Source organism: Streptomyces sp. NPDC005566 (genome assembly GCF_040605575.1).
GTDB lineage: Bacteria > Actinomycetota > Actinomycetes > Streptomycetales > Streptomycetaceae > Streptomyces.
The window spans coordinates 224054-236029 of the sequence record NZ_JBEXDB010000015.1; the positions used below are offsets into that span (position 1 = coordinate 224054).

The window sequence follows — 11976 nt, forward strand, 5'->3', positions numbered from 1 at the left end:
GGCGGAGAGGAACGGCCTCCCTTCGCTCATTGCGCGTCGTCACCGAAGATGTCGCGGAGCTTGGCCTCGCGCTCGGTGTCGAGGTTGCTGTGCAGCAGCTCGGCGCCGCCCCCCGGGAGGGACTCCCCGATCCGGCTGGGCACCTCGTTCATGGTGAGGAGGAAGAGCGCCGAAGTCCCGGGGGTCACCTTCTGCTTGACCTCGGCGATGAAGTCGTCGTCGATGCCGACGTCGGCGAGTTTCCCGCCGAGCGCCCCGGCCGCGGCTCCGATGGCCGCCCCGAGCAGCGGCATCAGGAAGATGAGCCCGAAGAGCATTCCCCAGAAGGTGCCGCTCAGCGCACCCGCGCCGACGAGGTTGATCAGCTGCTTCGTCCTCGGCTTCGAGCTCTCGGCCGGCCACGTCACGACAGCGGCGTCCAGGATCTTGAGCAGGCCTTCCTTCTGGAGGGACTTCAGGGCCGTCTCCACGTTCTCGGCGCCCTCGGCCGACTGGAACTTCCACACGGTGAGCGTGGACATCGCATACCTCCAGGGGAAAACATAACAATTCGCTCATATTAGGATCAAAAGGTATGAATTGACTCGCCGAACGACTCGCACCGGTCGAACGACCCGCCCCCACCGTGGAGCGGGCACCCCAGCACCGCGAGCCCCGAACCCTCCGGGAGGGAACGATGGATACGGACGCCCTGACCGCCGGTCTGCTGCAGGAACTGAGAGCGACCAGGCCCTATCCGGCCCTGTCCCTGACGATGCCGACCCACCGCCGGGCGCCCGACAACGCCCAGGACTCCGTACGGCTGCGCAACCTGGTGGCCGAGGCAGGCAACCGGCTGGAGAGCGACCCCCGGGTCTCCCGCGAGGCCGGGGCCGCGGTGAAGGCGCAGCTCCAGCGGGCGGCCGAGGAGGTGGACCAGCGCCGCGCCCTGGAGGCCCTGGTCGTCCTCGCGGACGCCGAGGGCTACCAGATCTGGCAACTGCCGCGCACCACACCCGAACGGGTGGTCCTGAGCGACTCCTACCTCACCCGCAACCTGGTCGCGGCGAAGGCGGGGGCCCAGCTGTTCTGGGTACTGGCCGTCTCCGCCGAGCACGCCACCCTGTGGTCCGGCACGAACGACGACCTGCGCGGCGAGCGGACCGGCGGATTCCCCCTCACCGCTCCGCACGAGGCTCCCAACCCCCAGCGCGAGGAGCGGATCGGCGACACCCCGAGCACCTACAGCAGCGAGGACGCGCGCAACTTCCTGCGCTCCGTCGACGAGAAGCTGCGCGCGGTACTCGCGGCGGACCCGCGGCCGCTGTTCCTGGTCGGCCTCGCGCCAGCACTCGCACTGCTCGACGAGGTCGGCGAGAGCTCCAAGTCGGCGATCGGCAGGGTCGCGAAGGGAACGACCCCGGAGACGACCGCGCCCGATTTGCTCAAGGATCTGCGCCCCGCGCTCGAGGACCGGCGGAAGCAGGCAGCCGCCGAGATCCAGGGCAGGCTCGACAACGCCCGCGGCAGCCGCTCCTTCGCCGGCGGACTCGACGAGGTGTGGGCCGCGGTGCGGGAGGGCCGCGCCGGACTGGTCGCGGTGGAGGAGCACTTCCAGCAGACCGTCAGGGTCACCGACGAGCACCTGGAGCCGGTCGACACGGCAGGAACCGGGAAGGTCGACGACCAGGTCCGCGAGGACATCGTCGACGAGCTCGTCGAGGCGGCACTGGACAGCGGCTGCGAGGTGGCGTTCGTCGCCGACGACTCCCTCGCCGACCACGGCCGGATCTCGGCGGTCCTGCGCTTCTGACGATCTGTCCCAGCCGGGATCCCGGCGGTCCTGTGCTTCTGACGGCGTGTCCCTACATGGAGATTATGTGAATTATGTCTAGGTTTGGCGCTCCGGGATCTCACTGATCACGCTTGTGCACGAAGGAGAGCCATTCATGGACCGATTCAGGCGCGCATCGGCAGCGGCCCTGCTGACAGCGGCGGTGCTGGCCGGCGCGGTGGGCGGGGCAGCGGCGTCGTCCGGTGTCCCCGCACCGCCCTCAGGGGCGAGCGCGGAGGACCTGGCGACGCGGCCCGCACTCACCGCGCAGGCGACGCTGACCAGCGTCGGCGCCTGGCAGGAGTTCCGTATCCACGGTTCCGCCCAGAACATCCGCTCCGGCACGCCGGTCGCCCTCCAGCAGAAGCAGGGCAAGCACTGGGTCTCGCTCCCCGCCGCCATGAAGACCAGCGGCAGCAACAGCTACAGCCTGCGGGTGAAGCTCGGCATCAAGGGCGAGAACGCGCTCCGGATCGTCGGCGGCGGCGCGGTCTCGCCCGTCGTCCGCACGACGGTGCGCTGAGCACACGAAACCGCGGACACCCCCGCACGCCCCCGGCCGGCCCGCTTCTCCGCGGGCCGGCCGGGGTGCTGATACCGGTGGTTCCTAGCGGACCTCCGGCTCGGGGCCGTGCCAGACCGTCGTGACATTGCAGAACTCGCGGATGCCGTGCCCGGCCAGCTCCCGCCCGTAGCCGGAACGCTTCACTCCGCCGAACGGCAGGGCCGGATGCGAAGCGGTCATGCCGTTGAAGAAGACACCGCCCGCCTCCAGATCGCGTACACAGCGGCTCGTCTCCCCCGGATCACGCGTCCAGACGTTGGAGCTGAGCCCGAAGGGCGTGTCGTTGGCGAGGTCCACCGCTTCGTCCAGATCCGCGACCCGGTACAGCGTCGCCACCGGGCCGAACGTCTCCTCCTGATGGATGCGCATGCCTGGGGTGATCCCGGCCAGAACGGTCGGGGAGTAGAACCAGCCCCGGTCGAGGCCACCGGCCAGGCCCTCGGGCCGGCCGCCGCCGCACAGCACCTCGGCGCCCGCGCGTACGGCGTCGTCCACCAGCTCCTCCAGGTCGGTACGGCCCTGTTCGCTGGCGAGGGGTCCCACGTCGGTGGACTCCTCCATCGGGTCGCCCACGGTCAGGGCGCGCATCCCGGCGGCGAAACGCTCGGCGAACTCGTCGTAGACGTCGGCATGGACGATGAAGCGCTTCGCCGCGATGCAGGACTGCCCGTTGTTCTGTACGCGGGCGGTGACGGCCGTATCCGCCGCCCTCCGGACGTCCGCCGACGGCAGGACGATGAACGGGTCGCTGCCGCCCAGTTCCAGCACGGTCTTCTTCACCTCGTCACCCGCGACGGAGGCGACCGCCCGGCCGGCCGGTTCGCTGCCGGTGAGGGTCGCCGCGGCGACCCGGGGGTCGCGCAGAATCGCCTCGACGGCGCCCGAACCGACGAGCAGTGTCTGGAAGCACCCGGCGGGGAATCCGGCCCGGGTGAACAGGTCCTCCAGGTACAGGGCGGTCTGCGGCACGTTCGAGGCGTGCTTGAGCAGCCCGGTGTTGCCCGCCATGAGGGCGGGTGCGGCAAAGCGCATGACCTGCCAGAGCGGGAAGTTCCACGGCATCACCGCGAGGACGACGCCCAGCGGGCGGTAGTGCACATGGGCGCTGGACGCCCCGGAGTCCTTGACGTCCGTGTCCTCGGGGTGTTCGTCGGCGAGCAGGCGCTCGGCGTTGGCCGCGTACCAGCGCATCGCCTTGGCGCATTTGGCGGCCTCCGCACGGGCCGCCTTGACGGGCTTGCCCATTTCGGTGGTCATGGTGCGCGCGATGTCCTGCTGGTCCTCGTCGAGGAGGTCGGCGGCCCGGTTCAGCAGGCGGGCCCTCTCGGCGAAGTGCGTGGTCCGGTAGCGGCGGAACGCACGGTCGGCGGCGGCGAGCTTGCGCTCGGTCTCCTGCTCGTCCAGTGCGTCGAATGTCGCGAGCGTCTCGCCGTTCGCGGGATTGACCGTCGCGATGGGCATGGCAGTGGCCTCCTTGCATGGGTTCTCCGACCGTGCCGCGCCACGCCCTGCCGCGCAACGCGACCCGTGGTGCACACGTACCCGGCCGGCGCGGATCATGCGTGCGCGAGGCACGCGGTCCGCGCCGACCGGGTGGGCGCCGGGCCGCTCCTCACACGAGGACGGGCACCGGGTCGGGCCGGCCGACGAACGCACGGCCGCCGGGGAGCGGCGTCCGCGGGAGCAGTCCGGTGGTCCGCGGTGTCTCGGCGTAGCGCGTGAACCAGACGACCTTGCCGTCGGTGGTCCGGCAGGTGCCCCAGCTGTCGCTGAGGGCCATGACCCGACTGAGGCCACCGCCGCCGCCGCTGAGCAGCCTGGGCATCCGGGAATCGTTGTCGGCCACGGACACCGTCAGATGGCGGCCGCTCCAGCGGAGTTCGACGACGCACTTGTTGTCGTCACCGACATGCCGCTGGACGTTGGTCAGGAGCTCTTCCGCGGCCCGGCACACGGGCCGGACGTGCAGATCGAGACTCCAGTGACGAAGGTGCGCGGCGACTATGCGCCGCAGCTGGGAAATGCGCTCTGCCGACACCTGCAGTTCGACCAGATAGTGCCGGTCGAGTGGAACGGTCATCGTCGAGGCTCCTCACCGCGAGGCCCACGTACTTCACCCCGTCTGTACCAACGACCCCCGAATACGAAGCGTGAGCAGTATCCACTTCTGGGTCACTCATCAGAGTGACCCGAGGGGGCCGGTTGCGCAACCGAGGGACCTGGCCACGCTGTGTCACAGCAGGTAGGGCAGCAGTTTGTCCGGGGTGAGGGGAAGTGTGCGCAGCCGCGCCCCGGTGGCGTGCCGCACCGCGTTCCCGATCGCGGCCGCCGTACCGACGATGCCGATCTCACCGATTCCCTTGCTGCCCATCGGGTTGAGGTGGGGGTCGTCCTCGTCGATCCAGTGCGCCTGGATGTCGGGGACGTCGGCGCACGAGGGCACGTGATAGGAGGCCAGGTCACTTTCGGTGAAGTCCCCGAAGACCGGGTCCATGGTGCTGCCCTCGGTGAGGGCCATGCCGAGACCCATGACCATGCCTCCGATGAACTGGGAGCGCGCCGTGCGGGAGTTGAGGATGTGCCCGGCGGCGAAGACGCCCAGCATCCGCCGCACGCGGACCTCGCCCGTGAGGGAGTCGACCGCCACCTCGGCGAAGTGGGCGCCGAAGGCGTGCCGGGCGTACGGGGACTCCTCCCCCGCCTCCTGTTCCGTGTCCGCCGTGACGGTGATGCCTTCCGGCGGGACCGGCCCGTCATGTCCGGCGAGCCGGTCCACCAGGGCGGTGGCCGCCTTGTGCACCGCCGATCCCCAGGACGCCGTGCCCGAGGAGCCGCCGGCCACGGAAGCCGCCGGCAGGTCGCTGTTGCCGATGTCGATACGGACGTTCTCCTGCGGGGTGCCCAGTACCGAGGCGGCGATCTGCGCCAGGACGGTGCGGGCGCCGGTACCGATGTCGGTGGCGTTCACCCCGATACGGAACGAGCCGTCCGGTGCGGCGTGCGCGGAGGCGGCGGACTTCGAGACGAGCACCGGGTACGTTGCCGAGGCGACCCCGGTGCCGAGCAGCCACGGCCCCTCCTGCCGGGCGGCGGGGCTCGGGTCCCGGTCGTGCCAGCCGAACCGCCGGGCACCCTCGTTCAGGCAGGCTGCGAGGTTGCGGCTGCTGAACGGGCGTCCGCTGTCGGGTTCGGCCGCCGGTTCGTTGCGCAGGCGCAGTTCGACCGGGTCGATCCCCAGGGCGCAGGCCAGTTCGTCCATGGCGGATTCGAGGGCGTACATTCCCGGCGCCTCGCCCGGTGCCCGCATCCAGGAAGGGCTGGGTACGTCGAGGGCTGTCACCCGGTGCACCGTGCGGCTGTGGGGTGAGGCGTACATGACGCGGGCCGGTACGGCGGCCTGTTCGACGAACTCCTTGATCGTCGAGGTGTGCGTGACGATTTCGTGGGAGACGGAGACGAGCACGCCGTCGCGGTCGGCACCCAGCCGCACCCGCTGCACGGTGGGCGCCCGGTGGCCGACGATCGCCGCCATGTACCGGCGGGGCAGGGCGAGTTGGACCGGGCGTCCGGTGTGGCCCGCGGCCATCGCGGCCAGGACGACCTGAGGGCGCGGGGTGCCCTTGGAGCCGAAGCCGCCGCCGACGTGCTCGGAGACGACGGTGATGCGGTCCCGCTCGATGCCCAGTGCCCGGGCGAGGCTGTCGCGCACCGTGGTGGAGCCCTGGCTGGAGTCGTGGACGGTCAGGTGCCCGTCGGCCCACCGGGCGGTGGAGGCGTGCGGTTCCATGGGGTGGTTGTGCAGGCCTCCGAGCGTGTACGTGGCGTCGATCCGAACCGGGGCGCCGGCGAACGCGGCGTCGGCGTCGCCACGTTCGCGTACCGCGGGGTGGCCACCGTTGGCCTCCTCGGGGGTGTAGAGGCCGGGGTGCTCCGGGGTGAGGATCACGTCGTGGTCGGTCGTCCGGTACTCGACACGGACGGCCGCCGCGCCGGCCCGGGCGGCTTCGAGGCTCTCGGCCAGGACGAGGGCGACGGGCCAGCCCCGGTGCGGAACCCGGTCGTCCTGGAGGACGGAGAGGACCGGGTCGTCGGGTTCCTTCAGGCGGGGCGCGTTGTCCAGGGTCAGGACGGTGTGCACCCCCGGTACGGCGAGGGCGTCGGCGGTACGGGTCGCGGTGACGTGCCCGCTGGGGACGGTGGCAGGAACGATCCAGCCGTACAGGCAGCCGGGCGGGGTGTGCTCCGCGGCGTACCGGGCCGTACCGGTGACCTTCTCCCGCCCCTCGCGTCGGACGACGGGGGCGCCGGGGGGCTGGGTTGGGTGACTCATGGCGGAGGTCCTCGGTTCGTCGGAGTGCGGGCCGGGCTGCTCAGCGGGGCGGTGCGGGCAGGGCGGCGAGTTCCGCCAGGGCCCCGATCGCCAGATTGCGTGCCAGGGTGACCTTGAAGCCGTTGTCCCGCAGAGGCCTGGCAGCTTCGAGTTCGGTGTCCACCGCCCGGGCGAAGGTCTCGTCGGTAGCGGGTGCACCCCGCAGCACCTCTTCTGCGGCCAGGGCGCGCCACGGCCGGTGGGCGAGTCCGCCGAAGGCGAGCGAAGCCTGTTCGACGCGGCCGTCGCGGACGGTCAGCACGGCGGCGACGGAGGCGAGCGCGAAGGCGTACGAGGCGCGGTCGCGGGCCTTGCGGTACAGGGAGGCGGCGCCGTCCGGACGCGGCGGCAGCACCACTTCGGTGATCAGCTCGCCGGGCCTGATCACGGTGTCCTGGTCCGGGTTGTCGCCCGGCAGCCGGTGGAAGCCGGTGACGGGCACGGTCCGTTCGCCCTCGGGTCCGTGCAGCCGGACGGTGGCGTCGAGGGCCGCGAGGGCGACTGCCATGTCCGAGGGGTTGGTGGCAACGCAGTCCGCCGAGTGGCCGAGCACCGCGAGATCGCGATGAGTGCCCTCACGGGCCGGGCAGCCGGAGCCCGGAGTTCTCTTGTTGCAGGGCTTGGAGACATCCTGGAAGTACGGGCACCGGGTGCGCTGGAGCAGGTTCCCGCCGGTTGTGGCGGTGTTCCGGAGCTGCCCGGAGGCACCGGCGAGGAGAGCCTGCGACAGGGCGGGGTAGCCGGTCCGCACATCGGGGTGGGCGGCGAGGTCGCTGTTGCGTACGGTCGCACCGATCCGGAGACCGCCGTCGTCCGTCCGCGTCACCCGGTCCAGGGGGAGCCGGCTGACGTCGATGAGCAGCCCGGGCGACTCCACACCGAGCTTCATCAGGTCGACGAGGTTGGTGCCGCCGCCGAGGAACCGGGCTCCGGGGCGCTCGGCGCAGGCGCGGACGGCCTCGGCCACGGAGCCGGGGCGCAGATAGGCGAAGGGTTTCACGGGGCCACGTCCTCGATCGCTCGGACGATGTGGGGGTACGCGCCGCACCGGCAGAGATTGCCGCTCATCCGTTCGCGGATCTCCTCCGGCCCCAGGGCCGCCGGGCCGTCGGGGGCGGTTGCCGTGCACGGGGTGACGTGGGAGGGAAATCCGTCCGCCGCCTCGCCGAGCATGCCGACCGCCGAACAGATCTGCCCGGAGGTGCAGTAGCCGCACTGCAGGGCGTCCCTCTCCAGGAAGGCCGCCTGCAGGGGGTGCAGCCGGTCGCCGTCGGCCAGCCCTTCGACGGTGGTGATACGGGCACCCTCCTGAGCGACGGCGAACAGCAGGCAGCTGTTGGCGCGTCGGCCGTCGACGAGCACGGTGCAGGCACCGCACTGACCGTGGTCGCAGCCCTTTTTCGAACCGGTGAGTCCGAGGTGCTCGCGCAGCGCGTCCAGCACAGTGGTGCGGTGATCGAGCGTCACCGTCCGTGCGGTGCCGTTGATGTGCAGGGTGAAGGTCGAGCGGGTGCTCGGAAGGGGAACCTGTCCGGTGTCCGGATCGCCCTCCCTGGAGGTGAGGTCCATGGACTGGCGCCTTCCGGTTTCGTGCGGTGCGGGCATCACGCGGGGCCGCGGCTCTCCAGTCGCAGCCGGATCTCCTGTTCCTGGTCACCTGCGGCCGTCCCCACGACTCGGACGGTGAAGGTGTCCGCCAGGTGCTGACGGAGGCGGTCGACGGCCCAGTAGCCGCCCTGCGCCTCGACGGTCACGGGCGCGGACAGCTGTGTGGGCCGGGCACCGGCGCGTTCCTCGGACACATCGACGGTCGCCGTCCAGACGGTCGGGCGTGTCGTCGACACCTCCTCGGGGGTGTCGCTCGCCGGGCGGTCGGAGACGAAGGCGCGGCGCAGCACGTCGAACACGGTGCGCGCGTCCTCCTTCGGGCAACCGGTCACCGCCACCACTACGTCGCCGCTCTCCCGGTGCTCCTGGGCCTGTACGTCCGTGCTGTTCACAGTGGTTCCTTTCGGCTTCGAGGAAGGCGATACCGCTGCCGGGGCGGATCGTCACCAGCCGGCCGCCCAGTTCACTCGTGCGAGCCCACGTGGAGGGCCAGACGATGGCCGGTCCGGGTGACGGCGCGGTACGCGGGGCCGCGGCTCCCGTGCAAGCGGGCACTCCGCCCCGTTCGGACGCGCAGGCGCGGCCTGCCCCGGGGTGCACCCACTCCAGGCTCACCCGGTGGCTGCGCGTCGGCGACACGAGCCGGTTCAGCCCGGCGGAGGGCCGGGCCGAAGGGGCGACCTGCCCCCTGGTGATCGTGTAGCCGGTTCCACCCGCGTGAAACCCTTTCACCAGGACACCGTCACAAAATATGAATTACCTTCGCCAACTGTCTGTTTTCGATCCTCGCGGGTATGCGCCATGCATGGACGTAACAAACGGAGTCAGGGATTCTCTCGCCGTCACCCTTGCCGGGCCCGGCACGATCGGGGTTGTCGTCGGCATCGCAGGGCTTGCCGTGGCGGTCGTGCTGATCGGCGCTTTCTGGTGGGGCATGCGGCGCCGGGACCAGGAACTTCCGCCGCCGCGCCCCGAGGAGCAGCCGCACCGCCCCGATCACCGGACGGAGATCCGGGAGAGCGACAAGCACGGATCGGACAACTTTCCCGACAACGGCCGGGGACTCTCGCCCTACGAGCTCGGCAGCCACGGCAACGAGGTGATCCCGCCCGACACCGACCGCCCGCGTGACTGAGACGCGGGCGCCCGGGCCCGAACGCACATCCTGCCGCCACCTCCTCGCCGACCCGACGGCGAGGAGGTGGCGTGTTGCGGGACCGGTCGGCACACATGAGGCTGGTGCTGGCCCCCGCGGCACCGAAGAAGTCATGCCGCAGAACCGATAAGGCAGAGCGCCCATGACCGCAAGCGAACCGGCACCGCTGACCGGCGCCACAGCGCCGTGCTGGGTCCATCTCGTGACCCGGGAGCTGGGTGCCGCTCAGCGCTTCTACGGTGCCGTCCTCGGCTGGACGTTCCGCACCGGCCCGTTGGGCAAGGACTACGCCATGGCCCGTTCGGACGGAGTGCCCGTGGCGGGAATCGGCGCAGTCGCCTCCGCCTACCAGGTCGGCGTGGCCTGGACCCCGTACTTCTCGGTCCGGGACGCCGATGTGGCCTCGGCCCGCATCCGCGAACGCAGCGGCACGGTCGCGGTGGGCCCGCTGACCATCGGCAAGGGGCGCGCCGTCCTGGCCGCCGACCGGGACGGCGCGTCCTTCGGCGTCTGGGAGTGGACGGGGCGCGCGGCCTCCCTCGCACCGTCCGGGCACCGGGCGCACGCCTGGCTCAGGCTGCGCACCAGGAACGCCTTCGACGCCGCGATCTTCTACGGCGAGGTACTCGACTGGGAGAGCGGGGCGCCCGGCTGCTGCGAGGTCTCCTACGTCAAGGAGGAGGTCCTCGTGCGCTGTGACGGCCGCCCGCTGGCCCGGATCAGCTCCGGGGCCGTCGAGGCCGCCCCCGACCCCATGGTGCGCCCTCACTGGCAGGTGCAGTTCCCGACCACCGATGTGACGGCGACGGTCCACCTCGCGGAGCAGCACGGGGGCACACTCATGGAGCGGCGCAGTGTGCCCCACGGCAGCGAGGCGACGCTGCGTGACCCGGACGGCGGGCTGTTCACCGTGACGGATGTACGCAGCCCCGCCGACACGGACGACGACTGAACGGGTCATGCGGCCGAACCGGAGTCCCCGTCGCCGGGTCGGCCACCGTCGCCGGACTTCGGGTTTCCGCCCCGGGCGATGGCCCACAACGGGAAGAGGAACCAGCAAGCCAGGAACCACAGCGCCATCGCGCCCACCAGCCACAGGGCCAGGACGTTGTGGAGCGCCACCCGCAGGATGAGCAGCAGGGTCGAACACATCGTGCAGAAGAGCAGTCCGAGCCCCAGCTTCGTCAGGCGCGATGCCCAGGTCACGGTCTGCGGCTTCATCCGTCTGCCGGTGAGCAGCCGGTGATAGGACACCGGCCCTATCAGTGCGGCAGCGGTGGCCGATCCCAGCATGACGGTGACGACGTAAATATTCCGGTCGGCGATGGAGAGGTCGGCGAACCGGGGCTGGAAGACCACCGCGAGCAGGAAACCGAAAAGGATCTGCACGCCGGTCTGGGCAACCCGCAGCTCCTGCAGCAGATCTGTCCACTGCCGGTCCGCCCGCTCCTCCTCCGTCTCCTCACGGCCGCTCCGGGCCGCCGCGCCCCGATTCCCACCATTGCCACCGGCGCCCGCCGATATCCGTCCCATCAGTGCCTCCACCACGTCGAGTGGGTGGTACTGGTGCCCCGCGGTCGCGCTGCGAATCCTCGCAGGGGGAAACCACGTGGCGATCCGTCCAGGCCATTGCGGGCCGGGCCCGTACCGGCGGAACCGGCTGTGCGCCGGGGGACGGCACACTCGCGCGTGCTGTCCATAGTGGCACCTGCCTGGGAATTCACCACGTCGGCCGGGGTGTCGCCCTCCACCTCCGCCGGTACGGACGGCGGCCGGCAATCGGCCGAAACCGGGCGATCAGAGGCCAAGCCCTCGACGCACCGTGACCTCTCGCCTAAGATCTTGTGTACGGCATCGCGCGTCGGTCACCGTCCGGGTGAGGCGTGGAGGTAGCCCGTGAGATGCCTGTTGGAGGCATTCCACAGTGTCAGTCGAGCTGAATCACACCATCATTCACTGCCGGGACAACCGTGAGTCCGCCGATTTCCTGGCGCACGTTCTGGGCCTGGGCGCCGGGAGGGAATGGGGCCCCTTCATTCCGCTCGTTCTCGCGAACGGCGTCACACTGGATTTCGCGACCATTCCCGCCGAATCGATCACCGCTCAGCACTATGCGTTCCTCATTTCCGAGGCGGAGTTCGACACGGCCTTCGAGCGGATCAAGGCGCAGGGGATCACGTACTACGCCGATCCCCATCAGAAGCTCCCCGGCGAGATCAACCACAACGACGGCGGGCGCGGGATCTACTTCCCCGACCCGAGCGGGCACGGGATGGAACTCATCACCCGCCCGTACGGCGGCTGGTCGTAACAGCGGCTGTCAGTAGCGCATCCGAGTGGCGCGGGCGGGGGGGCGGGGGGGCCCCCCCCCCCGGGGGGGGGGGGCTGCGGGGGGGGGTGGGGAGGGCCACCCGCTGAAATACCAACACCTACAACCGTAAGATGTTTTGCTTTTTATGTTTTTT

14 protein-coding genes are annotated in these 11976 nt (G+C 70.8%); 6 read left to right on the forward strand and 8 right to left on the reverse strand.

Annotated elements, in window-relative coordinates; genetic code table 11:
- Positions 1-26: 26 nt before the first annotated feature.
- On the reverse strand, positions 27-521 hold the full coding sequence (locus ABZS61_RS24190) for a DUF1269 domain-containing protein (protein ID WP_356424860.1): 495 nt from the start codon (positions 519-521) through the stop codon (positions 27-29).
- A gap of 155 nt (positions 522-676) precedes the next feature.
- Between ABZS61_RS24190 and ABZS61_RS24195 the strand changes: the two genes are divergently transcribed.
- Both ABZS61_RS24195 and ABZS61_RS24200 read left to right on the forward strand, forming a co-directional pair.
- Positions 677-1792 (forward strand): chemotaxis protein, encoded by a 1116-nt coding sequence (locus ABZS61_RS24195; RefSeq protein WP_356424863.1) that lies wholly within the window; start codon positions 677-679, stop codon positions 1790-1792.
- 136 nt (positions 1793-1928) lie between these two features.
- Positions 1929-2336, forward strand: coding sequence for a hypothetical protein (locus ABZS61_RS24200; protein WP_356424866.1), 408 nt, complete (start codon positions 1929-1931; stop codon positions 2334-2336).
- An 84-nt stretch (positions 2337-2420) separates the two neighbouring features.
- Here ABZS61_RS24200 and ABZS61_RS24205 read toward each other — a convergent pair whose 3' ends face one another.
- The 6 genes from ABZS61_RS24205 to ABZS61_RS24230 all read right to left on the reverse strand — a co-directional run bounded on the left by ABZS61_RS24205 (position 2421) and on the right by ABZS61_RS24230 (position 8747).
- Positions 2421-3839 (reverse strand): NADP-dependent succinic semialdehyde dehydrogenase, encoded by a 1419-nt coding sequence (locus ABZS61_RS24205; RefSeq protein WP_356424869.1) that lies wholly within the window; start codon positions 3837-3839, stop codon positions 2421-2423.
- Between the two features lie 151 nt (positions 3840-3990).
- The gene (locus ABZS61_RS24210; RefSeq protein WP_356424872.1) at positions 3991-4458 is read right to left on the reverse strand and encodes an ATP-binding protein; all 468 of its coding nucleotides are present in this window, start codon (positions 4456-4458) and stop codon (positions 3991-3993) included.
- A 153-nt stretch (positions 4459-4611) separates the two neighbouring features.
- Positions 4612-6708, reverse strand: a complete 2097-nt coding sequence (locus tag ABZS61_RS24215; RefSeq protein ID WP_356424875.1) for a xanthine dehydrogenase family protein molybdopterin-binding subunit — start codon at positions 6706-6708, stop codon at positions 4612-4614.
- Positions 6709-6748: 40 nt separating this feature from the next.
- Positions 6749-7747, reverse strand: a complete 999-nt coding sequence (locus ABZS61_RS24220) for a xanthine dehydrogenase family protein subunit M (RefSeq protein WP_356424878.1) — start codon at positions 7745-7747, stop codon at positions 6749-6751.
- Positions 7744-8316, reverse strand: coding sequence for a 2Fe-2S iron-sulfur cluster-binding protein (locus tag ABZS61_RS24225; protein WP_356424880.1), 573 nt, complete (start codon positions 8314-8316; stop codon positions 7744-7746). The genes ABZS61_RS24220 and ABZS61_RS24225 overlap by 4 nt, the downstream gene beginning before the upstream one ends.
- 35 nt (positions 8317-8351) lie before the next feature.
- A complete protein-coding gene (locus ABZS61_RS24230) occupies positions 8352-8747 on the reverse strand; it encodes a hypothetical protein (protein ID WP_356424883.1) in 396 nt (131 codons plus the stop codon).
- A 77-nt stretch (positions 8748-8824) separates the two neighbouring features.
- Between ABZS61_RS24230 and ABZS61_RS24235 the strand changes: the two genes are divergently transcribed.
- The 3 genes from ABZS61_RS24235 (at position 8825) to ABZS61_RS24245 (ending at position 10463) form a co-directional block, all read left to right on the forward strand.
- The gene (locus ABZS61_RS24235) at positions 8825-9058 is read left to right on the forward strand and encodes a hypothetical protein (protein WP_356424886.1); all 234 of its coding nucleotides are present in this window, start codon (positions 8825-8827) and stop codon (positions 9056-9058) included.
- Between the two features lie 102 nt (positions 9059-9160).
- Positions 9161-9490: a DUF6479 family protein gene (locus ABZS61_RS24240; protein WP_356424888.1), complete on the forward strand. Its 330-nt coding sequence runs from the start codon at positions 9161-9163 to the stop codon at positions 9488-9490.
- A 163-nt stretch (positions 9491-9653) separates the two neighbouring features.
- On the forward strand, positions 9654-10463 hold the full coding sequence (locus ABZS61_RS24245; RefSeq protein ID WP_356424891.1) for a VOC family protein: 810 nt from the start codon (positions 9654-9656) through the stop codon (positions 10461-10463).
- 5 nt (positions 10464-10468) lie between these two features.
- Here ABZS61_RS24245 and ABZS61_RS24250 read toward each other — a convergent pair whose 3' ends face one another.
- The gene (locus tag ABZS61_RS24250; RefSeq protein WP_356424894.1) at positions 10469-11044 is read right to left on the reverse strand and encodes a DUF6328 family protein; all 576 of its coding nucleotides are present in this window, start codon (positions 11042-11044) and stop codon (positions 10469-10471) included.
- A gap of 391 nt (positions 11045-11435) precedes the next feature.
- On the opposite strand from ABZS61_RS24250, the gene ABZS61_RS24255 reads away from it, so the two are divergent.
- A complete protein-coding gene (locus ABZS61_RS24255; protein ID WP_356424897.1) occupies positions 11436-11822 on the forward strand; it encodes a VOC family protein in 387 nt (128 codons plus the stop codon).
- The last annotated feature ends 154 nt before the right edge of the window (positions 11823-11976 follow it).